Raw genomic sequence first — 21,553 nt, 5'->3', positions numbered from 1 at the left:
CGAAATAGCTTGTAGCCCGAATGCAGCGAAGCGCAATCCGGGCGCTACGTCCAGAACGGCGGCACCGCGGGCTCGAGGCGCCCGCCGGCACGCACCGGCGCGACCTTGACCGCAAGGCCGGTCGCATCGTCGGTCTCGACCGCAACGCCGCTAAGCGTCGCAACGCCGCCGGCCGGCTCGAAGCGGCCGGAGGGAATGCCGGTGAGGAAGCGCTGCAGCGGCTCCTCCTTCTGCATGCCGATCACCGAATCATAGTCGCCTGTCATGCCGGCATCGCTCATATAGGCGGTGCCGCCAGGCAGCACCTGGTGGTCGGCGGTCGGCACATGGGTATGGGTCCCGACCACGAGGCTGACGCGGCCGTCGCAGAAGAAGCCGACGCCCTGCTTCTCGGAGGTCGCCTCGGCATGGAAATCGAGCACGATGGCGTCACAGCCCTCGCGCAGCGGGCAAGCCTCGAGCTCGCGCTCGATCGCACTGAACGGATCGTTCGAGGACGGCTCCATGAAGACGCGGCCGATCGCGTTGATGATCAGCGCGCGCTTGCCGCTCTTGGTGTCGACCAGCGTGGCGCCGCGACCGGGCGAATGGCGCGGGAAATTCAGCGGCCGGATCAGGCGCGGCGCACGCTCGATGAAGACCAGCGCCTCCTTCTGATTCCAGGCATGGTTGCCGAGCGTGATCGCATCGGCGCCGGCGTCGAGCAGCTCCTGGTAGATCGCCTCGGTGATGCCGAAGCCGCCGGCGGCGTTCTCGCCGTTGACGACGACGAGATCGAGCGACCAGTCTTTGATCATGCCGGGAAGATGGTCTGATATGGCGGTGCGGCCGGTCCTGCCGACGACGTCACCAACGAACAGAATACGCAAGGCTAGCTACTCCGGAAATCGAACGTCTTGCGCTCCGTTAGCACATAATCGAGCGGGACGTCGTGCGACAGCGCCGGAATGGCCTTGGTTTCCTGTGCAGCAAAGGCGACCCCCACCCCGATCACATGCTTGGCCTTGCGCAGATGTGCAAAGGTATAGTCGTAATAGCCGGCGCCGTAGCCGATGCGGTGGCCGAGCTTGTCGAATGCCGCGAGCGGCACCAGCATCACGTCGGGATGCACCTCGGCGGCGGCCGGCGACGGCTCGGGAATGCCGAGCGGCCCGAGCATCAGCCGGTCCTGCGGCCACCAGTTGCGGAAGGTCAGCGACTGGCCGCGCGCATTGATGCAGGGCAGCGCAAGCCGCGCACCCTTTTCGGCAAGCTTCTTCATCAGCGGCGCCGGATCGAGTTCGCTGCGGATCGGCGCATAGCCCGAGATGATCATGCCCTGCGTGATCTCGAACGGCGCGCCGCGCTTGGCGAGCGCTTCGGCGGCGGTCGCACGCTGCTCGTCGCTCAGCGCGTCGCGCTTGGCGAGAGCAAGCGCCCGAAGCTCGGCCTTCGATGGAGCTGCGTGCATGATCCATCTTCCGCTGTCATCGTCCGCAAAACGCGAACGAGCCGGCACTCAGAAACGCTAGCATTCGTTTGACCAGGCCGCGGCGCACTGGACACCCCGCGAGGAGCCTGCCAGCGGGCGAGCCGATGACGAGACCCATTGCGGGGAAACTGCTAATCAAACCGCCGCAGCGCGACGACAAGGCAACAGCAAAAATCAGTGCGAAGCCGCAGAGGCCGTTGGAGCGCTCGATCCCGGAGTTCCCTACGAAAGTAGGTGGGCACCATATGTCCGGGTCCACGGACCCGGCCAGGGACAGTTCCCTAAAGGATCGATAAGGCCCCGGGGATATATGGCTCCTGACGCACGACGCAGCTTCGCAGGGCCAATGTAGCGACGAAGTGCTGGTTCCGCCAGCGGCAAGGGACGGACTTCCGCAAATCAGGGCGCCGGCGCCGTACTCGGCTTCCACAGGAGTGGAAAATGTGCGCTCCGTCGCGGCGCCGGACGAAGCGGGCGACCCCAGCCGGCCTCGCCGGCTGATCGCCGACCGAACTGGCGCTTCAATCAGCCTCCGCCGCCCAGCCGCGCAACCATGTTCCTGGTGTAGTGCGCCAGCAGAACCGGCGCGTTGTTGCCGAGCACGTCGATCCTTCCCCCGTGCTTGAGCACGAGCAACCCGACCAGATGCGTAATAAGCGCGGTCGCCTCGATGCGGACCATCGGCAGAAACGGCTTCGCCGTGGCCTTGCGGACCTGCTCCGCGAGCAGAGCGAGCAGAGCGTCCAGCTGCCGCTTGAGGGCCTCATCCAATCCGGACCCGAGCTTCTTCTTGCGGTCCCCATTGAATAGCACGAGCGACAGCGTCAGCTCGGACGGATGCGCGTCGTAATATTTGTATATTGCAAGGGTCCCCCGTCGAAGCGATTTCGCCGGAACGGCGATGCCGTCCATCGCGGCCCTGACTTCTTCAGTGACTGCCGACAGCGATTCACCCAGCGCCGCCGCGAATACTTCCTCCTTCGATCGAAACAGCGGGTAGATCGCGCCGGTCGTGCACCCGGCCATTTGCGCGATCGCCCTGATCGACGCGCCCTCGAGGCCGGTGGTCTCAAATACACGACGCGCGGCGTCAACGATCACACGACGACGATGAAGGTCGAGGGTCTGCTGATAGGTTTGCGCCGCGGCAGCCATTGACTCCTTGCCGGTTCTGTAACATCGTTTCCAACAGATAACATCGTTATTCAGCTTGGGCAAGCGCATGTCGTCGCCGCGGCCCCAAGGACTTCCGACGCCAGGCATAGTCCAGAGTTTCTCCCGGAGAGCACCATGCGTGAACACGAAACGGTACGCTCCATTGAACCTTTGCTGGATGCCGAACAGGTACGGCGGGCGATCATCCGAAATCTGCCGAGCATCGACCACCACGGCGAGATCGTCGAGAACGTCGGACCGAACGCGATCCGTGTCCGGCTTCCGTATCAGCAGGCGTTCATGGGAGCCGAGTTGTGGCAAGACGGCAGCGGCGGCGTGTTTTCCGGACCGATGGTGATGGGCCTTGCCGACACCACGATGTACGGCTGCGTTCTGGCGGCCCTCGGAGCCAAGGTGATCCCGGTGATGGCAGCCTTCAACATCACCTTCCTGCGGCCAGCCAGGACTTCGGATCTGATCGCGGAGGCGCGCATCGTGCGCCGCGGCCGCCGCCTGCATTATCTCGAATGCTGGCTGACTTCCGACGGCGAACCTGAGCCTTGCGCTCATATCACGTCGACATATCGGGTCGCGGTGCGTCCGGAGCGCTGATGCGCCGCTCATTCGATCCGGCGGACGATCGTTGGCAGATGCAGGCAAATAGATCGCATCTGGCCACGTCTGTTCATTTCAGTCCGGTCCGCCCCCCGTCAGGTGAAGCTGCCGCGAACTTCAGCCGATCGCGATGCCGCCGCCGATGGTGCGGTTGAGCACCTGCGTGGTGCGCTCGATCCGCTCGGCGGCGGCGTTGAGCGCATTGGAGACCGCGGTCTGGGTCGCGCGGGCGCGGTCGGTGGCGGCCGTGCGGGCATTGCGCAGCTGCTCGACCTCTTCCTCGAGGCTGCGGATGCGCGCGCCGGCATCGACCAGCTCGTCGCAGGCGGTGAGCGCCGCCATCACGGTCAGCCGCGCATCGCCGATCTCGCCGAACTTGCCGCGCAGCGATTCGACGCGCTGCTGGAGATTTTCCGCGAGCTTCAGGAGCCGCACCTCCTGGCCCTCCTCGCAGGCCATCCGGTATTGCCGGCCATTGATGGTGACGTTGATGTGGCTCATCTGCCTTCTCCGCCATCGAGCACGGCGCGAATGGTGCCAATCGCCGCGTCGAGCTTTTCCGCGATGTCGCGATTGACGCGCTCGAGCTTGCGCGTCTTCACCAGCGATCCGTCGAGCTCATCGGCAAGCCTGGAGCGATCGGCGCCGAGCGCCTGGATCCGGCTCGCCAATTCGTTTTCGTCGCGGTCGGCCTCACGGCGCCGCTCCACGGAGCTCTCCAGCGCATCGAGCGCTGCCATCAGCCGCTTTGTCGCAGCATCGATATCGGCGAGCGGTGCCTCGGTATTGCCAGACCCGTTGGCGAGACGATCACTCATGACACGCGGTGTGGACCCTTCAAATTGGTCGGCTGGGGTAGCCTGCCGGAAACAAGCCTGCCGCACGGCAAAACTGGCGGTTCGGCAAGCGGTTAGCGGATGAAATTTACGTGGCAAGCGAGCCGAGCGCAACGGCGGCGCCGAACTATGCACCGTTCAATGAAATTGGGCCGTTTTGAGCAACTTTTCCCCGTTTTGGGGCATTTCATCGCCTTGGACTTGCGGAATTGAGGTGCTAATCCACCCTCCAACCCGTAAGGCCATCCACGCGCGTATCGCGGCTGCCCGCCCCGATGCGTCCAGCATTCAGCTCCTCATTCCAGGCGGACTTTTCATCATGACGCAGGTCGATCACACCCGTATGGCCAATGCGATCCGTGGCCTTGCCATGGACGCCGTCGAGAAGGCGAATTCCGGCCATCCGGGCCTGCCGATGGGCGCCGCCGACATCGCGACCGTCCTGTTCACCAAATTCCTGAAGTTCGATGCCGCCGACACGGCGTGGCCCGATCGCGACCGCTTCGTGCTGTCGGCCGGCCACGGCTCGATGCTGCTCTATGCGTTGCTGTACCTCACCGGCAACAAGGACATGACGCTCGACCAGCTCAAGCACTTCCGTCAGCTCGGATCGCTGACGCCGGGACACCCGGAGAACTTCCACACCAAGGGCATCGAGACCACCACCGGCCCGCTCGGCCAGGGCATTGCCACCGCGGTCGGCATGGCGCTCGCCGAGAAGATGCTCGCCGCGGAGTTCGGCAAGAAGATCGTCAGCCACCAAACCTATGTGCTCGCCTCCGACGGCGACCTGATGGAAGGCATCTCGCAGGAAGCGATCGCGCTCGCCGGCCACTGGCGGCTCAACAAGATGATCGTGCTGTACGACGACAACGGCATCTCGATCGACGGCCCGACCTCGATCTCCGATTCCGTCGACCAGGTGAAGCGCTTCAAGTCCGCCGGCTGGGCCGCCGAATTGATCGACGGTCATGATCCGCAGGCGATTGCCGCTGCGATCACCCGCGCGCAGAAGTCCAGCAAGCCTTCGCTGATCGCCTGCAAGACCACGATCGGCTTCGGCGCGCCGACCAGGGCCGGCACCGCGAAGGCGCATGGCGAGGCGCTCGGCGCCGCCGAGCTCAAGGGTGCCAAGGAGAAGCTCGGCATCTCGCTCGAGCCGTTCTCGGTGCCCGACGACGTGCTGAAGGCCTGGCGCGAGGCGGGTGCCCGCGGCGCCGCCGAACACAAGGCCTGGGACGAGCAGTTCGCGCAGCTCGGCAACCGCAAGCGCGCCGAGTTCGAGCGCCGCCTGCGTCACGAGCGGCCGCAATCGCTCGCCAAGGGGCTGCGCGCCTTCAAGAAGGGCCTGCTGGAAAATCCGCTCAACGTCGCGACCCGCAAATCGTCGGAAGCCGCGATCGAGGTAATCGCCGCCGCGATGCCGATGGAATTCGTGGCCGGCTCCGCCGACCTCACCGGCTCCAACAACAACAAGGCGAAGTCGGCGGTCGGGTTCGCGGCCAAGACCCCGAAGGGCCGCTTCATCCATTACGGCATCCGCGAGCACGGCATGGCGGCGTGCCTCAACGGCATCTTCCTGCATGGCGGCTTCGCGCCGAACGGCGCCACCTTCCTGGTGTTCACCGACTATGCGCGCGGCGCGATGCGGCTGTCGGCGCTGATGGGCACCGGCGTCGTCTATGTGATGACCCATGATTCGATCGGCCTCGGCGAAGACGGCCCGACGCACCAGCCGGTCGAGCATCTCTCCGCGCTGCGCGCGATGCCCAACATGCGCGTGTTCCGTCCCTGCGACGCAGTCGAGACCGCCGAGTGCTGGGAACTCGCGCTCAACCGGATCGACGGGCCGACCGTGCTGGCGCTGACCCGCCAGAACCTGCCGCAGCTCCGCACCACGGCGCCGAACGACAATCCGTGCAGCCACGGCGCCTACGAGCTGGTCGCGGCGCAAGGCGACGCAAAAGTGTCATTGTTCGCCTCCGGTTCCGAGGTCCAGATCGCGGTCGAGGCGCAGAAGCAGCTCGCCGGGCGCGGCATCGCGACGCGGGTCGTCTCGGTCCCGTCGCTGGAATTGCTGCTGGCGCAGCCCGCCGAGCGGCAAAATGCCGTTATCGGCAACGCCCCGGTCAAGATCGCGATCGAGGCCGCGGTGCGCTGGGGCTGGGATGCCGTGATCGGCCGCGACGGTGAATTCGTCGGCATGCACGGTTTCGGCGCCAGCGCCCCGGCGAAGGACCTTTTCCCGCATTTCGGCATTACTGCGGAGGCCGTCGTTAACGCTGCCCTGAAGCGCGTCTGACGCCGGTCTGACACCCGCCGGTCGAAGGTTGAGCTTGCCGCGAAAAAGGATTACCAAAGCTCCATCTTTTCCGCTCGCGTCCGGCTGAACCGGGCGTTCCGCCGTAAAACCCTCGTGGGACACCTCCCACGGGGCCGGCAGCAGCTTTTAGAGGAGACACAGCATGGCAATCCGCGTCGCGATCAACGGGTTTGGGCGTATCGGCCGCAATGTGTTGCGCGCCATCGCCGAGTCCGGCCGCAAGGACATCGAGGTGGTCGGCATCAACGACCTCGGCCCGGTCGAGACCAACGCACACCTGCTGCGCTTCGATTCCGTGCATGGCCGCTTTCCGGGCACCGTGACCGTCGACGGCGATTCGATCAGCGTCGGCGACAACAAGATCAAGGTCTCGGCCGAGCGCGATCCCTCCAAGCTGCCGTGGAAGGCCCTCGGCGTCGACATCGCGCTGGAATGCACCGGCATCTTCACCGCCAAGGACAAGGCCTCTGCGCACCTCACCGCCGGCGCCAGGCGCGTGCTGGTCTCGGCCCCGGCCGATGGCGCTGACGCCACCATCGTCTACGGCGTCAACCACGACACGCTGAACAAGGATCAGCTCGTCGTCTCCAACGGCTCCTGCACCACCAACTGCCTCGCGCCGGTTGCCAAGGTGCTGAACGAGACCGTCGGCATCGAGACCGGCTTCATGACCACGATCCACGCCTATACCGGCGACCAGCCGACGCTCGACACCCTGCACAAGGATCTCTATCGCGGCCGCGCCGCGGCGATGTCGATGATCCCGACCTCGACCGGTGCGGCGAAAGCCATCGGCCTGGTGCTGCCGGAACTGAAGGGCAAGCTCGACGGCGTCTCGATCCGCGTGCCGACCCCGAACGTCTCGGTGATCGATCTGAAGATCGTCGCCAAGCGCGCCACCGACGCCAAGGAAATCAACGAAGCGATGAAGCGCGCCTCCGAGCAGCAGCTCAAGGGCATTCTGGGCTTCACCACCGCGCCGAACGTCTCGATCGACTTCAACCACGATCCGCACTCGGCCACCTTCCACATGGACCAGACCAAGGTGCAGAACGGCACGCTGGTGCGCGTGATGGCCTGGTACGACAATGAGTGGGGCTTCTCGAACCGCATGGCCGACACGGCCGTTGCGATCGGCAAGCTGATCTAACACCGACCACCCGTGATGCCCGGCCCAGCGCCGGGCATCTGCGTGTTTGCCCCCGCATTCGCGACCTCGACGGCCGCGACATCGGCAAGCGAAAGCGACGCCGTCCGCTGGACGGCTGTGTCCGGCCGCACAGGAAACGCTCATGACCAAATCGTTCCGCACCCTCGACGACGTCAACGTGAAGGGCAAGCGCGTGCTGCTTCGCGTCGACCTCAACGTTCCCATGGAAGGCGGCCGCGTCACCGACGCCACACGGCTCGAGCGCGTTGCGCCCACCGTCACCGAGATTTCCGACAAGGGCGGCAAGGTGATCCTGCTCGCCCATTTCGGCCGGCCCAAGGGCCGCGATCCCAAGGAGTCGCTGAAGCCGGTCGCGGAAGCGCTGTCGAAGGTGATCAAGCGCCCGGTCGCCTTCGCCGAGGACTGCATCGGCGAGCCGGCCGCCAACGCGGTTGCGGCCCTCAAGGACGGCGACATCCTCTGCCTCGAGAACACCCGCTTCCACAAGGAAGAGGAAAAGAACGACGCCGGCTTCGTCGCTGAACTCGCCAAGCTCGGCGACATCTGGGTCAACGACGCCTTCTCCGCTGCGCACCGCGCCCACGCCTCGACCGAAGGCCTCGGCCACAAGCTGCCGGCCTATGCCGGCCGCACCATGCAGGCCGAGCTCGACGCGCTCGGCAAGGCGCTGGAAGCACCGACCAAGCCCGTGATCGCTATCATCGGCGGCGCCAAGGTCTCGACCAAGATCGACCTGTTGGAAAACCTCGTGAACAAGGTCGACGCTCTGGTGATCGGCGGCGGCATGGCCAACACCTTCCTGCACGCACAGGGCATCGGCGTCGGCAAGTCGCTCGCCGAAAAGGACCTCGCTCCGACCGCGCTGCGGATCATGGAGAAGGCCAACGCGGCGAATTGCGCGATCATCCTGCCGGTCGACGCTGTTGTCGCCAACCAGTTCGCCGCCAACGCGCCGTCGCACGCTTACGGCCTCGACGCGATCCCGGCCGACGGCATGATCCTCGACGTCGGCCCGCAATCGATCGCGCGGATCCATGCCGCGATCGACGATGCCGCGACGCTGGTCTGGAACGGACCGCTCGGCGCCTTCGAATTGACGCCGTTCGACCGCGGCACCGTGGTGTCGGCCAAGCATGCCGCCGAGCGCACCAAAGCCAAGAAGCTGGTCTCGGTCGCCGGCGGCGGCGATACCGTCGCGGCGCTCAACCAGGCGGGCGTGGCCGGCGATTTTTCCTACGTCTCGACCGCGGGCGGCGCGTTTCTTGAATGGATGGAAGGCAAGCCGCTGCCGGGCGTCGAAGTTTTGAAAAACCGTTGATTTAGGTCACATCCGCGAACGCGCATTACAGGGAGAAATGGAATGGCTCGCATAACATTGCGGCAACTGCTCGATCACGCGGCCGAGCATGATTACGGCGTACCTGCCTTCAACATCAACAATATGGAGCAGGCCCTGGCGATCATGGCCGCAGCCTCCGAGGTCGACGCGCCCGTCATCATCCAGGCCTCGCGCGGTGCGCGGTCCTACGCCAACGACGTCATGCTCAAGCACATGATGGACGCCGTCACCGAGATCTATCCGCAGATCCCGGTCTGCGTGCATCTCGACCACGGCAACGAGCCTGCGACCTGCATGACCGCGATCCAGGCCGGCTTCACCTCGGTGATGATGGACGGCTCGCTGAAGGCCGACGGCAAGACCCCCGGCGATTGGGACTACAATGTCGGCGTCACCCGGACGGTGACCGGCATGGCCCATCTCGGCGGCATCTCGGTGGAAGGCGAACTCGGCGTGCTCGGCTCGCTCGAGACCGGCATGGGCGACAAGGAAGACGGCCACGGCGCCGAGGGCAAGCTGTCGCATGACCAGCTGCTGACCAATCCGGACGAAGCCGTGAAGTTCGTCAAGGAAACCAAGGTCGACGCGCTGGCGATCGCGATGGGCACCTCGCACGGCGCCTACAAGTTCACCCGCAAGCCGGACGGCGACATCCTCGCCATGAATGTGATCGAGGAAATCCATCGCAAGCTGCCGAACACGCATCTCGTGATGCACGGCTCCTCGTCGGTGCCGCAGGAACTGCAGGAGATCATCAATGCCAATGGCGGCAAGATGAAGCCGACCTGGGGCGTGCCGGTCGCCGAGATCCAGCGTGGCATCAAGAACGGCGTGCGCAAGATCAACATCGACACCGACAACCGGATGGCGATGACCGGCCAGATCCGCAAGGTGCTGAAGGACAATCCGGAAGAGTTCGATCCGCGCAAGTACCTGAAGCCCGCGATGGAGGCGATGACCAAGCTGTGCAAGCAGCGCCTGCAGGAGTTCAACACCGCGGGCCAGGCCAGCAAGATCAAGAAGGTGCTGACCACCGCGGAAATGGCCAAGCGCTACGCTTCGGGCGCGCTCGATCCCAAGGTTGCTTGAGAAACCGCCTGACAACTTCTCGCCTGAATCATTAAGGCGGGGCACCGATTCTGACGCAGTCGGAAACGGTGTCCCGGGGCTTGATCGCCGGCTGCGACAAACATCGGCCGCGACGAACGTTTTCTAGGCATTTGCCCGAGAACCGCCTATTTTGGTTTGCAAAGGCAATGGCTCCGGAGGACGCCCCCGATGAACCTCGCTGACCTCAACAAAATTGCGCTCGCCATGGTCACCCCGGGCAAGGGCATCCTCGCCGCCGACGAATCCTCCGGCACCATCAAGAAGCGTTTCGACGCCATCAAGGTCGATTCAACCGAAGACAGTCGCCGCGACTATCGCGAGATGCTGTTCCGCTCGCAGGAGGCGATGAGCAAGTACATCTCCGGCGTCATCCTCTACGACGAGACGATCTGGCAGAATGCCAAGGACGGCACGCCGCTGGTCAAGCTGATCGAGCAGGCCGGCAGCATTCCCGGCATCAAGGTCGACGAGGGCACCCAGGCGCTGCCGAACTGCCCCGGCGAACTCGTCACCGTCGGCCTCGACAAGCTCGCCGAACGCTTGAAGAAGTATTACGAGCGCGGTGCGCGCTTTGCGAAGTGGCGCGCCGTGATCGATATCGGGCCGCGAATCCCGACCCAGACCGCGGTCCGCGTCAATGCGCATGCGCTGGCGCGCTATGCCGCGCTGTGCCAGGCCGCGCAGATCGTGCCGATCGTCGAGCCCGAGGTGCTGATGGACGGCGATCACGACATCGACCGCTGCTATGAGGTGACGCAGCGCGTGCTGAACCGCACCTTCCAGGAATTGCGGGTGCAGCGCGTCGCGCTCGAGGGCATGATCCTGAAGCCCAACATGATTATCTCGGGCAAGAAATGCCCGAAGCAGGCGTCGGTGCAGGAAGTCGCCGAGAAGACCATCCGCCTGCTCAAGAGCTGCGTACCGGCCGCGGTGCCCGGCATCGCCTTCCTCTCCGGCGGGCAGAGCGACGAGGAAGCGACCGCGCATCTCGACGCCATGAACAAGATCGGCCATTTGCCCTGGCGGCTGACCTTCTCCTATGGCCGTGCGCTGCAGGCGGCGCCGCAAAAGGCGTGGTCCGGCAAATCAGACAACTTCCCCGCGGGCCAGCGCGCCTTCTCGCATCGCGCCCGGATGAACGGGCTGGCGAGCACCGGCAATTGGGAAGCCGGCCTCGAGAAACAGGCGGCATAGTTGGCGACCAAGCCCGTTCCGCCGCGGCCGGCGCCGCGCCTCTATCTGGCAATTCCGCCGGTCGACGAGCCGTTGCAGCTTGCGGCCGAGCTTGCCGACCTGCTTGCTGCGGCCGATGTCGCGGCCGTGCTGGTGCGGCTGCGCGAGACCGATCCGCGCAGCATGATCTCCACCATCAAGGCGCTGGCGCCCGCGATCCAGAACGCGGGTGCTGCGCTGCTGATCGACGGCCATCCCGACATCGTGGCCCGCGCCGGCGCCGACGGCGCACATCTGACCGGCCTCGCCGCGATGGAAGAAGCGATGCCTTCGCTGAAGCCCGACCGCATCGCAGGCGTCGGCGGGCTCGCGACGCGCCACGATTCCATGGCCGCGGGCGAAGCCGGTGCCGATTATGTGCTGTTCGGCGAGCCCGACGCCAACGGACAACGCCCCTCGCTTGAGGCGATCGCCGAGCGGCTGCAATGGTGGGACGAATTGTTCGAGCCGCCCTGCGTCGGCTTTGCGACCTCGCGCGAGGAGGCCGAGGCGTTCGCCGCGGCCGGCGCGGATTTCGTGCTGGTCGGAGAGTTCATCTGGTCCGATCCGCGCGGCGCCAAGACCGCGCTCGCCGAGATCGGCGCAGCGATTGCAGAGGCGCATGCCGGCACGTTGGGCACGGCCAAGGCCGAGGGATGACGCCGGAATGAATCGCCTGCGTCCGATAGGTGTTGCGCTCGGCTGCATGATGCTGGCGAGCGGTGCGATGGCGCAGCTCTCGATCACGCCGCCGTCACAGACACCGCCGCCCGCGAAGAAGGAGGCGCCGAAAGAGAAGCCGAAGGTGCATGCGCCCGTCGCGAAGAAGCCCGCGCCGAAGCCCGCCGCCACACCAACGGCCACCCCGACGCCCTCGCCGACCCCGACGCCGGATGATCCCAATGTCGACCTCGTCTATGGCGCCTATCAGCGCGGCATGTACAAGACCGCATTCGACCTGGCGATGGTGCGCGCCCAGAACAACAACGATGCCAAGGCGATGACGATGCTGGGCGAGCTCTATGCCAACGGGCTCGGCGTCAAGCGCGACTACGTCAAGGCCGACGACTGGTACAAGCGCGCGTCCGATGCTGGCGACCGCGAGGCGATGTTCGCGCTCGCGATGATGCGGATCGCCGGCCGCGGCGGCGCGGTGGACAAGGATTCCGCGGTCAAGCTGCTGGCCTCGTCGGCCAAGCTCGGCGAGCCGAAGGCGGCCTATAATCTCGCGCTGCTCTATCTCGACGGCCAAACGCTGCCGCAGGACCTCAAGCGCTCCGCCGAGCTGTTGCGGATGGCCGCGGACGCCGGCAGCCCCGAGGCGCAATACGCGCTCGCGACCTTCTACAAGGAAGGCACCGGCGTGCCGAAGGACCTCGAAAAGGCGGCCCGGCTGCTGCAGGCCGCCTCGCTGGCCGACAATGTCGATGCCGAGGTCGAGTATGCTATCGCGCTCTACAACGGCAGCGGCACACCGCGGAACGTGCCGGCGGCGGTGGCGATGCTGCGCAAGGCGGCCCGGCAGAACAGCGCGATCGCGCAGAACCGCCTCGCCCACGTGCTGGCGACCGGCGCCGGCGCCCCGGTGGACAAGGTCGAGGCGCTGAAATGGCACACGGTCGCCAAGACGGCCGGCAAGGGCGACCCCGACCTCGACGACATTCTCGCCGATATGAGCCCGGAAGACCGCGCCAAGGGCGAGGCAGCCGCGCGAAAATGGATCGGAAACAACGTCAAATGACGCCTTGACGGGGCGGCCTCCAGAGGGCACCCAGTCCGGCAATCCAAGGCAGCTCTCCTCCCGCCCCGTCATCCTGAGGTGCGAGCGGAGCGAGCCTCGAAGGATGAACGGCCCGGCTGGTGGCCGTTCATCCTTCGAGACGCGCGTTCCGCGCTCCTCAGGATGACGGGACCACGCTTGGGCCGGCCCTCCAGCACAATCGCAAAGAAAACCTTCATCATGCTCTACTCCGCCCTCATCAATGTCATGGTCAAGGCCGCGCGCCGCGCCGGCCGCAGCCTCAAGCGCGACCTCGGCGAGATCGAACACCTCCAGGTGTCGCTGAAGGGCCCGGCGAATTTCGTCTCGCTCGCCGACAAGCGCGCCGAGGAGATGCTCTACACCGACCTCGAAAAGGCCCGGCCCGGTTACGGCTTCCTCGGCGAGGAAGGCGGCAAGCGCGAGGGCAGCGACAAGAGCCACACCTGGATCGTCGATCCCCTGGACGGCACCACCAACTTCCTTCACGGCATCCCGCAATTCGCGATCTCGATCGGACTTCAGCGCGAGGACACGATCATCGCCGGCGTGATCTACAATCCCGCCAATGACGAGCTCTACATCGCCGAGCGCGGCAAGGGCGCGTTCCTCAACGACCAGCGGCTGCGCGTCGCCGGCCGCCGCCAGCTCAACGAGTGCGTGGTCGCCTGCGGCCTGCCGCATATCGGCCGCGGCAACCACCAGCTGGCGCTGCAGGAGATGGCCGCGCTGCAGAGCAAGGTCGCGGGCTTCCGCCGCTTCGGCGCCGCCTCGCTCGACCTCGCCTTCGTCGCCGCCGGCCGCCTCGACGGCTATTGGGAACGCAATCTGCAGTCCTGGGATGTCGCAGCGGGCCTGCTGATGGTCCGCGAAGCCGGCGGCACGGTCTCCGGAATCCAGGGCAGTGACGACCCGCTGCAAACCGGCCACGTCGTCTGCGGCAACGAGTTCGTGCACGGAGAGCTGATCAAGATCCTGAAGCCGCTCGGGCAGTAACGCGACGGCGCGATCTAATCGTCGTCATCATCGTCGTCGTCGTCGTCGTCGCCGTCGCCGTCACGAAATTCACCACTGAGCGTCAGGCCCTCGATGGTGGTGGCGCCCTTCGCCTTGATCACCCGGCGCAGCGGGACCGCGCTCTCGCTGCGCAGCGCCTCCATCAGATGCTCCGAATGGGTGACGATCCAGATGTCGGCGCGACGCGACGCCCTGGCGATCAGCCTCGCCAATGGCGCCAGCAGCGATGGATGCAAGCTGGTCTCGGGTTCGTTCAGCGCGATGAACGGCGGCAGCCGATAGCCCATGAACACGGCCAGCAGGCAGATATATTTCAGCGTGCCGTCGGATAGTTCGTGCGCCTTGAACGGACGCGGCACGTCCGCCTGCTGCAGCTCGAATTCGCACCGCCCGTTTTCCGCCCATGCCCTGAGCTCTGCGCCCGGGAACGCATCCTCGATCGCATCCTGCAGGTCGACCGCATCCTGCCTGATCGCGCTGAGCGTTGCCAAGGCGGCAGCCAGATCGCTGCCATCGGCGCTCAGCGACGGCGTCGTGATCGCGAGACAAGGCTTTCGGATCGGCGACGCCGGATCGGTACGGAAATCGTGATAGAAGCGCCAGCTCTGCAGGGCGTTTCGGATCAGGTCGATTTCGGGGCACGCTTTGCCGTCGAGGAAATCCGCGAGCGCGGTTTCCGACGGCAGCACCGCATTCTTGTGCTCGCTCCAGGCGCCGCTCTCGCCGCGGACGCTGACGTGCGAATTGGTCCGCTCCATCATTAGGACCCTCCGCTTGCCGTGGATCGCCTCGATGCGTTCGGACTTGATCATCGGCTCGCCGGGAAACGCCGCCTCGACCGGGCCGGGATGTCCGAGCTCGATCGCGTAATTGACGTGTTCGAATCTGGCCGCCAGCCGCAGCCGTCCATCCTCGCCGCGCCTGCGAAGCCCTGACCAGCAGACGGAGTTCAATCCACCTTCATCGGCGATGGTGCGCGTGATCCGGCCGGTCGCCGCGTCGCGCAGCAGCGACAGGGACTTGTAGAGATTGGATTTGCCGACGCCGTTCTCGCCGACGAAGACCGACAGCGGCTGAATGGGCATAGTGAGCCGCCGAATGGAGCGATAATTCGAGATCGCAATATCGGTCGGCCGCATCACATGCCCTCAACTCCCGGGTTGCCTCTACGCTCCCCGTTCAATCCAGAGATGCAATCTGGATTGGCCGGCCTGCGAAAGCAAGCCGCCACCGATCTCGAACATCAATGACCCATCCTCGCCGGCGCAGGCGGGCCATAGACCTCGGCATTCGCCGGGGCTTTCTCGCGATCTCCCGCCAGCACGCGCTGCACGCTGACGAAGAACACCGGCACCAGGAGCAGCGCCAGGATCACGACGGCGATCATGCCGCCCATCACCGACGTGCCAAGGGCCTGCTGGCTGGCGCCGCCGGCGCCAGTCGCGATCGCCATCGGCAGTACGCCGCAGACGAAGGCGAGACCGGTCATCAGGATCGGACGGAATCGGAGGCTACACGCCTCGATGGTCGCCTCGACCAGCGGTTTGCCCTGTGCGCGCAGGTCCTTGGCGAACTCGATGATCAGGATCGCGTCCTTGGCGGCGAGACCGATGATGGTGATCAGGCCGACGGTGAAATAGACGTCGTTGGACAGGCTGCGCATCGTTGCCGCCACCACCGCGCCGAGAATGCCGAGCGGAATCGTGAGCAGCACCGCGAGCGGAATGGTCCAGCTCTCATAGAGCGCGGCGAGCAGCAGGAACACCACCAGCACCGAGAGTGCGAGCAGGAACGGTGCCTGCGAGCCCGACAGCTTCTCCTGCAGCGACTGGCCGGTCCACTCATAGCCGAAGCCGCGCGGCAGCTTGTCGGCGAGCCGCTCCATCTCCGCGATCGCGTCACCCGAAGTGAAGCCCGGCTTCGCCTCGCCGGAGATGCGCACCGCCGGATAGTAGTTGAAGCCCGCAATTTGAGTGGGCCCCTTCGACCATTCGATGGTGGCGAAGGCCGAGAACGGCACCAGCTGGCCGCGGCTGTTCTTGACGTTGTAATTCAGGATGTCGTCCGCGTTCATGCGGCTGGTCTTGTCGGCCTGCACGATGACGCGCTGCATGCGCCCACGGTTCGGGAAGTCGTTGATGTAGTTCGAGCCGAGGTTGGTCGAGATCGTGTTGTTAATGTCCTCGAAGGTGAGGCCGAACGCGCCGGCCTTCTCGCGGTCGATCATCAGATTGACCTGCGGCGCCGGCGGCAGGCCTTCGACATAGACCTTCTGCAGCACGGGACTGGCATTGGCCTCCGCGATCAGGCGGTCGGACGCCGCGATCAGCGCCGCATAGCCCTTCTGGCCGCGGTCCTGCAGGCGGAACGAGAAGCCCGAGGAGTTGCCGAGGTTGTCGATCGGCGGCGGCTGCAGCGCCGAGATCCTGGCGTCGCGGATCGTCGACGACAGGTCGCGGTTGATGTCGGCAACGATGGCGGCGGCGGAATCCTTCGCGCCGCGCTCCGACCAGTCCTTCAGCGTAATGAACGCCTGTGCGGTGTTCATGCCCTGGCCAAGGAAGCTGAAGCCGGTGAGGAACGTGACGTTCTCGATGCCGGCGCGATTCTTCAGGTACTTCTCGACCTGCTCGACCGCAGCTTCGGTCCGCGCATAGGACGACTCCGACGGCGTCTGCACGTCGGTCGTGATGAAGCCCTGGTCGTCGACCGGCAGGAAGCCGCCCGGCAGCCGCACGAAACCGTAGGCGACGCCGGCGAACAGCACGAGATAGATCAGCATCAGGCGGCCGGTGCGCTTCAGCCCGGCCTGCACGGTGGTGACATAGCCGGCACGGCTGCGGTCGAGCACGCGGTTGAAGGCGCCGAACACGCCCTTGCGGGCATGGCCGTGGCCCTTCTCGACCGGCTTGAGCAAGGTCGCGCACAGCGCAGGCGTCAGCGACAGCGCGAGCAACGCCGAGAACGCGATCGCCGCCACCATGGTGACCGAGAACTGGCGGTAAATAATGCCGACCGAACCGGGGAAGAACGCCATCGGCACGAACACCGCCATCAGCACCAGCGTGATACCGATGATGGCGCCGGTAATCTGCGACATCGCCTTCTTGGTGGCTTCCTTCGGCGGCAGGCCCTCTTCGGCCATGATGCGCTCGACGTTCTCAACCACGACGATGGCGTCGTCGACCAGGATGCCGACCGCCAGCACCATGCCGAACATGGTCAGCATGTTGATCGAGAAGCCCGCGATCATGAGCGTGGCGCAGGCGCCCAGCAGCGCCACCGGAACCACGATGGTGGGAATGATGGTGTAGCGGATGTTCTGCAGGAACAGGAACATCACGATGAACACGAGCACCACTGCCTCGACCAGCGTCATCAGGACCTTCTCGATCGAGGCCTTCACGACGGGTGTGATGTTGTAGGGGATCTCGTAGGAGATATTGGCCGGGAAGAAGCGCGACAGCTCCTTCATCTTGGCTTCGACCGCGCTCGCGGTCGCCAGCGCATTGCCCTTCGGCGACAGCAGCACCGAGAGGCCGGCGGTCGGCTTGCCGTCGAGACGGGTGTTGAACTGGTAGCTGAGGCCGCCGATCTCGATCCGCGCGACGTCGCGCAGGCGAACCGTCGAGCCGTCGGGGTTGGCGCGCAGGATGATCGCACCGAACTCGTCGGGCGATGACAGCTGGCCCTTCACCAGGACCTGCGCGGAAATTGTCTGTGTGTCGGTGCTCGGTTGGGCGCCGATGCTGCCCGAGGCGACCTGGGCGTTCTGCGCCGTGATCGCCTTGTTGACGTCGTCGGCGGACAGGCCGTAGCCGACCAGCTTGGCCGGATCGATCCAGATGCGGAGCGAACGCTCGGTCGAATACAGCGTGGCGCGGCCGACGCCGGGGATGCGGCGCACCTCGCCCAGCACGTTGCGGATCATGAAGTCGCCGAGGCCCACCTCATCCAGCGAGCCGTCGGTCGAGTTCAGCGTAATGATCTGCAGCACGGCGGACGAGGCTTCCTCGACCAGGATGCCCTGCTGGATCACGGCACGCGGTAGCCGCGCCTCGACGCGCTTGAGGCGGTTCTGTACCTCGACCGAGGCCTGGCTGGTGTCGGTGCCCGGCTTGAAGTTGGCGATGATCTCGACCTGGCCGAGCGAGTCGGAGGTCGATTCGAAGTTCAGGATGTTAGCGGCGCCGTTGAGTTCCTCCTCGATCAGCCGCGTGACGCTGTTGTAGAGGTTTTCAGGCGACGCGCCGGGATAGCTCGTCGAGATCGAGATCGAGGGCGGCGCGATGATCGGGTACTGCGCGACCGCAAGCAGCGGAATCGAGATCGCGCCGACCAGACAGATGAACAGCGCGACGACCCAGGCGAAGATCGGCCTGTCGATGAAGAAGTTGGGCATATCGGATCACTTCACCGCGTGCGCGGTCTGCTGCGAATCCGGTGCCGCAGCAGCGTCGATGTCACGCCAGGCCAGCGGCCGAACCTTGTCGCCGGCGGCGAATTTCTGGAAACCCTCGACGACGACCTTGTCGCCGGCCTTGAGGCCTTCGGTCACGAACCAGGAACCGCCCTGCAGCGAGCCGGTGCGCACCGGCTGCACCGCGACGTGATTGTCGTCCTTGACGACGAACACCTCGCTGCCGCCGCCGCCATTGCGCTGGATCGCCTGCTGCGGCACGGCGATCGCATCGGTGTCGATGCCCTGCTCGATCTGCACGCGGACATACATGCCCGGCAGCAGGACTCGATTCGGATTCGGGAACTCGCCGCGCAGGGTGACCTGCCCCGTATGGGCGTCGACCTTGGCGTCGGAGAACAACAGCTTGCCCGGCAGCGGATAGATCGAGCCGTCGTCGAGCACGAGACGCACCTTCATCGCATCGGACTCGATGCGGTCGAGATCGCCGTTCTCGAAGGCGCGGCGGAGCTGGTTCATCTCGGTGACCGACTGCTGGAAGTCGGCGTAGATCGGATCGAGCTGCTGGATGGTCGCAAGGCTCGCGGCGTCGTTCTGCACGACCAGCGCGCCTTCGCTGATGATCGCAGCACCGATGATGCCGTCGATCGGCGCGCGGATCGTCGCATAGTCCAGATTGAGTTTCGCACGCGCGACGTCCGCCTCGCGGCCCTGCACGTCGGCTTCGGCCTGCTTCAGGTTGGCGATCGCCTTCTCGTTCTCGGCCTCCGAGGTCGCACGCTGGTTGGTGAGAGTGGCGATACGGCGCGCCTGCAGCGAGTTCTGCTCGAGCACGGCCTTGGCACGTGCGAGCGCCGCCTCGGTCGACTGCAATTCGACTTCGAACGGACGCGGATCGATCTGATACAGGGGATCGCCGACCTTCACCTCGCTGCCCTGGTGGAACATGCGGTTGACGACGATCCCCGAGACGCGAGGGCGCACCTCGGAGACACGGGTCGGCGCGATGCGGCCCGGCAGCTCGCGCACCATCGCGCGCGCCTGCTGCTTCACAGTGACGACACTGACGTCCGGCTCGGGTGCTTGTACGGCGGCGGTTGCCGAATTCGGTTCGTCGCAGCCAGCAAGCAATGGCGCCGTCACGGCCAGCATCAGAGCAATGCATGCCGATTGCGCGCGAAGTCCAGACATTGAGATGATCGCCTCTGTGGGTTGGAATAAACGAAAGGCGGCGTCACACCGACACCGCGCCCGTCGCTAAAATAAATCTCGCTTGCTGCGACGCAATGCGTTTGCCGGGCGGCTCAATGTCACACAAACCTATCACCCTGATTTCGCGGCATGTTTTGTCGACTCACCGGATTGTGAGCGGGTTCCATCGCAGGCTGTGGGAATGCGTTAAGGACTGCGTAAACGGGAACACGCCTTTTGCCTGTGCGGGAATGCCGCAGATTGCAAAGTCGTAATGCGCGGTGCGCGAATCGCCGATCACGGTGCGCCTCGCCCGGCGATGCGTGCAACCCGAACTCGTCTCGCGACCCGCGCGTGGGATTGGCACTTTCTGAACAGGCTGATGCGCCGAAGCGCCGGAATGCTGCGCAAAGCGGCAACACTCTGCCGCTCTCAACCCCAGGGTTCTGCTGACAGCCTTTGGATTCGGCTTTCCTCACTCCGCCGCTGTGCCATATTGCTGGCAGATGCGGCCTTCGCGAACGGATGACCCGGCAATGCCCCCTTCCCGCTCCGAAATGGAGATCGAACTGAGCAAGCTGTCCTCGCCCAGGATATTCCTGGTGCGGATGCTGGTGTTCCTGGTGCTCTGCGGCCTGGTCGGGGTCGTCCTGTACAAGCAGATCGTCACCGCCTTCTTCGCCAATCCCGGGCTGAACGCCCTGATCGGCGCCGTGCTGCTGATCGGCGTCATCCTGGCGTTCCGCCAGGTGATCCGGCTGTATCCCGAGGTTGCCTGGGTCAATAATTTCCGCATCGCCGATCCCGGCCTTGCGATCGAGCGCCGTCCGACGCTCCTTGCTCCCATGGCAGCCATTCTCGGCGGCGAGCGCACCGGGCGGATGTCGATCTCGCAGCAGACCATGCGGCATCTGCTCGATTCGATCGCAACCCGCCTCGATGAAGCCCGCGACATCTCGCGCTACATGACCGGCCTGCTGGTCTTCCTCGGCCTGCTCGGCACCTTCTGGGGCCTGATCGAGACGGTGGGCTCGGTCGGCAAGGTGATCGACGGCCTCAAGGTCGGCGGCGACGCCGGCGCGCTGTTCGATACGCTGAAGGAGGGCCTCGCCGCGCCGCTCGGCGGCATGGGCATTTCGTTCTCGTCCTCGCTGTTCGGCCTCGCCGGCTCGCTGATCCTCGGCTTCCTCGATCTGCAATCGAGCCAGGCCCAGAACCGCTTCTACACCGACCTCGAAGACTGGCTCGCCACCACCGTGCGCGGCATTTCCGGCGACGGTGTCGGCGCAGGCGCCGGCGGCGCCGACCTGCAGGGCGCGATCGACCGGCTGCGTGCCACGTTCGAGGAAGGTGGCGCCGGCGGCGGCGGTCGCAGCACCACGGCGGCGATGGCCAATCTTGCCGAGGCGATCCAGGGGCTGGTTGCGCATATGCGCACCGAGCAGCAGATGATCCGCGAATGGGCCGACGGCCAGGGCGAGCAGAACCGCGAGATCAAGCGGCTGCTCGAGCGCCTCGCCCGCCAGCCCGAGAAGAGCTGAGCCACGGAGGCCAACGTGCTGGATCACGTGACCATCGGCATCAGCGATATCGAGCGGTCCAAGACCTTCTACGATGCGGCCTTGCGTCCTCTCGGCATCATCCGCCTGTATGCCGAGGGTGCCGAGTTTGCGGGCTATGGGGTGCGTCCAAAGGCCTTCTTCTGGATCGGCCGGCGCGCTACGCCACAGACCGGCGCCCACATCGCCTTCACGGCATGCGATCGCGCCACCGTCGATCGCTTCTATGACGAGGCGATCAAGGCCGGCGGCAGGGACAACGGGCGCCCCGGAATTCGGCCGCACTATCATGCAAACTACTACGGCGCTTTCGTCCTCGATCCCGATGGTCACAATATCGAAGCCGTCTGCCACGCGCCGCAGGACTGACGGTAA

19 protein-coding genes and 1 other RNA gene are annotated in these 21,553 nt (G+C 65.4%); 11 read left to right on the top strand and 9 right to left on the bottom strand.

Features of this window, described 5'->3' with window-relative positions:
• Nucleotides 1-44: 44 nt before the first annotated feature.
• The 4 genes from BraRD5C2_RS03210 to BraRD5C2_RS03195 all read right to left on the bottom strand — a co-directional run bounded on the left by BraRD5C2_RS03210 (nt 45) and on the right by BraRD5C2_RS03195 (nt 2,626).
• Nucleotides 45-869: a TIGR00282 family metallophosphoesterase gene (locus BraRD5C2_RS03210; RefSeq protein ID WP_223966788.1), complete on the bottom strand. Its 825-nt coding sequence runs from the start codon at nt 867-869 to the stop codon at nt 45-47.
• 2 nt (nt 870-871) lie between these two features.
• Nucleotides 872-1,450: a 5-formyltetrahydrofolate cyclo-ligase gene (locus BraRD5C2_RS03205; protein WP_223966787.1), complete on the bottom strand. Its 579-nt coding sequence runs from the start codon at nt 1,448-1,450 to the stop codon at nt 872-874.
• Between the two features lie 199 nt (nt 1,451-1,649).
• Nucleotides 1,650-1,810: non-coding RNA, 6S RNA (gene ssrS / locus BraRD5C2_RS03200), on the bottom strand.
• Between the two features lie 186 nt (nt 1,811-1,996).
• Nucleotides 1,997-2,626 carry a TetR/AcrR family transcriptional regulator gene (locus BraRD5C2_RS03195; protein ID WP_223966786.1) on the bottom strand — a complete coding sequence of 210 codons (630 nt, stop codon included), beginning with the start codon at nt 2,624-2,626 and terminating at the stop codon, nt 1,997-1,999.
• 135 nt (nt 2,627-2,761) lie between these two features.
• On the opposite strand from BraRD5C2_RS03195, the gene BraRD5C2_RS03190 reads away from it, so the two are divergent.
• The gene (locus BraRD5C2_RS03190) at nt 2,762-3,238 is read left to right on the top strand and encodes a PaaI family thioesterase (protein ID WP_223966785.1); all 477 of its coding nucleotides are present in this window, start codon (nt 2,762-2,764) and stop codon (nt 3,236-3,238) included.
• A gap of 120 nt (nt 3,239-3,358) precedes the next feature.
• Here the strand turns inward: BraRD5C2_RS03190 and BraRD5C2_RS03185 are convergent, their stop codons facing one another.
• A complete protein-coding gene (locus BraRD5C2_RS03185) occupies nt 3,359-3,742 on the bottom strand; it encodes a cell division protein ZapA (protein WP_092123645.1) in 384 nt (127 codons plus the stop codon).
• Nucleotides 3,739-4,059: a DUF4164 domain-containing protein gene (locus tag BraRD5C2_RS03180; RefSeq protein ID WP_223966784.1), complete on the bottom strand. Its 321-nt coding sequence runs from the start codon at nt 4,057-4,059 to the stop codon at nt 3,739-3,741. The genes BraRD5C2_RS03185 and BraRD5C2_RS03180 overlap by 4 nt, the downstream gene beginning before the upstream one ends.
• 337 nt (nt 4,060-4,396) lie before the next feature.
• Between BraRD5C2_RS03180 and tkt the strand changes: the two genes are divergently transcribed.
• From tkt to BraRD5C2_RS03140, 8 genes are all read left to right on the top strand, one after another.
• Complete coding sequence (gene tkt, locus BraRD5C2_RS03175) at nt 4,397-6,379, top strand: transketolase (protein WP_223966783.1); 1,983 nt, start codon at nt 4,397-4,399, stop codon at nt 6,377-6,379.
• Nucleotides 6,380-6,542: 163 nt separating this feature from the next.
• The gene (gene gap, locus BraRD5C2_RS03170; protein WP_223966782.1) at nt 6,543-7,550 is read left to right on the top strand and encodes a type I glyceraldehyde-3-phosphate dehydrogenase; all 1,008 of its coding nucleotides are present in this window, start codon (nt 6,543-6,545) and stop codon (nt 7,548-7,550) included.
• 142 nt (nt 7,551-7,692) lie between these two features.
• Nucleotides 7,693-8,889: a phosphoglycerate kinase gene (locus tag BraRD5C2_RS03165; RefSeq protein ID WP_223966781.1), complete on the top strand. Its 1,197-nt coding sequence runs from the start codon at nt 7,693-7,695 to the stop codon at nt 8,887-8,889.
• Nucleotides 8,890-8,931: 42 nt separating this feature from the next.
• Nucleotides 8,932-9,999: a class II fructose-bisphosphate aldolase gene (gene fba / locus BraRD5C2_RS03160; RefSeq protein WP_207833091.1), complete on the top strand. Its 1,068-nt coding sequence runs from the start codon at nt 8,932-8,934 to the stop codon at nt 9,997-9,999.
• A gap of 189 nt (nt 10,000-10,188) precedes the next feature.
• Complete coding sequence (locus BraRD5C2_RS03155; RefSeq protein WP_223966780.1) at nt 10,189-11,214, top strand: class I fructose-bisphosphate aldolase; 1,026 nt, start codon at nt 10,189-10,191, stop codon at nt 11,212-11,214.
• On the top strand, nt 11,215-11,892 hold the full coding sequence (locus BraRD5C2_RS03150) for a thiamine phosphate synthase (RefSeq protein WP_223966779.1): 678 nt from the start codon (nt 11,215-11,217) through the stop codon (nt 11,890-11,892). It abuts the gene before it with no gap.
• Nucleotides 11,893-11,899: 7 nt separating this feature from the next.
• The gene (locus tag BraRD5C2_RS03145; RefSeq protein WP_223966778.1) at nt 11,900-12,973 is read left to right on the top strand and encodes a tetratricopeptide repeat protein; all 1,074 of its coding nucleotides are present in this window, start codon (nt 11,900-11,902) and stop codon (nt 12,971-12,973) included.
• Nucleotides 12,974-13,192: 219 nt separating this feature from the next.
• Nucleotides 13,193-13,987, top strand: a complete 795-nt coding sequence (locus BraRD5C2_RS03140) for an inositol monophosphatase family protein (protein WP_223966777.1) — start codon at nt 13,193-13,195, stop codon at nt 13,985-13,987.
• A gap of 14 nt (nt 13,988-14,001) precedes the next feature.
• On the opposite strand, the gene BraRD5C2_RS03135 is transcribed toward BraRD5C2_RS03140, so the two are convergent.
• From BraRD5C2_RS03135 to BraRD5C2_RS03125, 3 genes are all read right to left on the bottom strand, one after another.
• Entirely contained in the window at nt 14,002-15,147 is a 1,146-nt protein-coding gene (locus BraRD5C2_RS03135) for an AAA family ATPase (RefSeq protein WP_223966776.1), read from the bottom strand.
• Between the two features lie 104 nt (nt 15,148-15,251).
• The gene (locus tag BraRD5C2_RS03130) at nt 15,252-18,410 is read right to left on the bottom strand and encodes a multidrug efflux RND transporter permease subunit (protein WP_223966775.1); all 3,159 of its coding nucleotides are present in this window, start codon (nt 18,408-18,410) and stop codon (nt 15,252-15,254) included.
• A gap of 6 nt (nt 18,411-18,416) precedes the next feature.
• Nucleotides 18,417-19,619, bottom strand: coding sequence for an efflux RND transporter periplasmic adaptor subunit (locus BraRD5C2_RS03125; protein WP_223966773.1), 1,203 nt, complete (start codon nt 19,617-19,619; stop codon nt 18,417-18,419).
• Nucleotides 19,620-20,155: 536 nt separating this feature from the next.
• Here BraRD5C2_RS03125 and BraRD5C2_RS03120 point away from each other — a divergent pair.
• Nucleotides 20,156-21,160, top strand: coding sequence for a flagellar motor protein MotA (locus BraRD5C2_RS03120; protein WP_223966771.1), 1,005 nt, complete (start codon nt 20,156-20,158; stop codon nt 21,158-21,160).
• Nucleotides 21,161-21,175: 15 nt separating this feature from the next.
• Nucleotides 21,176-21,547: a VOC family protein gene (locus BraRD5C2_RS03115; protein ID WP_223966769.1), complete on the top strand. Its 372-nt coding sequence runs from the start codon at nt 21,176-21,178 to the stop codon at nt 21,545-21,547.
• Nucleotides 21,548-21,553: the final 6 nt, after the last annotated feature.

Origin of the sequence: Bradyrhizobium sp. RD5-C2 (assembly GCF_019972155.1) — a bacterium.
Lineage (GTDB): Bacteria > Pseudomonadota > Alphaproteobacteria > Rhizobiales > Xanthobacteraceae > Bradyrhizobium.
Note: the sequence above shows the minus strand (reverse complement) of the source record. Positions and strands in the feature narration are given on the sequence as shown.

Coding starts and splice junctions, on each gene's coding strand:
- BraRD5C2_RS03130 (WP_223966775.1), bottom strand. CDS start 18,410: ATGCCCAACTTCTTCATCGACAGGCCGATCTTCGCCTGGGTCGTCGCG.
- BraRD5C2_RS03165 (WP_223966781.1), top strand. CDS start 7,693: ATGACCAAATCGTTCCGCACCCTCGACGACGTCAACGTGAAGGGCAAG.
- tkt (WP_223966783.1), top strand. CDS start 4,397: ATGACGCAGGTCGATCACACCCGTATGGCCAATGCGATCCGTGGCCTT.
- BraRD5C2_RS03145 (WP_223966778.1), top strand. CDS start 11,900: ATGAATCGCCTGCGTCCGATAGGTGTTGCGCTCGGCTGCATGATGCTG.
- BraRD5C2_RS03120 (WP_223966771.1), top strand. CDS start 20,156: ATGCCCCCTTCCCGCTCCGAAATGGAGATCGAACTGAGCAAGCTGTCC.
- BraRD5C2_RS03155 (WP_223966780.1), top strand. CDS start 10,189: ATGAACCTCGCTGACCTCAACAAAATTGCGCTCGCCATGGTCACCCCG.
- BraRD5C2_RS03185 (WP_092123645.1), bottom strand. CDS start 3,742: ATGAGCCACATCAACGTCACCATCAATGGCCGGCAATACCGGATGGCC.
- BraRD5C2_RS03205 (WP_223966787.1), bottom strand. CDS start 1,450: ATGCACGCAGCTCCATCGAAGGCCGAGCTTCGGGCGCTTGCTCTCGCC.
- gap (WP_223966782.1), top strand. CDS start 6,543: ATGGCAATCCGCGTCGCGATCAACGGGTTTGGGCGTATCGGCCGCAAT.
- BraRD5C2_RS03125 (WP_223966773.1), bottom strand. CDS start 19,619: ATGTCTGGACTTCGCGCGCAATCGGCATGCATTGCTCTGATGCTGGCC.
- fba (WP_207833091.1), top strand. CDS start 8,932: ATGGCTCGCATAACATTGCGGCAACTGCTCGATCACGCGGCCGAGCAT.
- BraRD5C2_RS03135 (WP_223966776.1), bottom strand. CDS start 15,147: ATGCGGCCGACCGATATTGCGATCTCGAATTATCGCTCCATTCGGCGG.
- BraRD5C2_RS03140 (WP_223966777.1), top strand. CDS start 13,193: ATGCTCTACTCCGCCCTCATCAATGTCATGGTCAAGGCCGCGCGCCGC.
- BraRD5C2_RS03195 (WP_223966786.1), bottom strand. CDS start 2,626: ATGGCTGCCGCGGCGCAAACCTATCAGCAGACCCTCGACCTTCATCGT.
- BraRD5C2_RS03180 (WP_223966784.1), bottom strand. CDS start 4,059: ATGAGTGATCGTCTCGCCAACGGGTCTGGCAATACCGAGGCACCGCTC.
- BraRD5C2_RS03190 (WP_223966785.1), top strand. CDS start 2,762: ATGCGTGAACACGAAACGGTACGCTCCATTGAACCTTTGCTGGATGCC.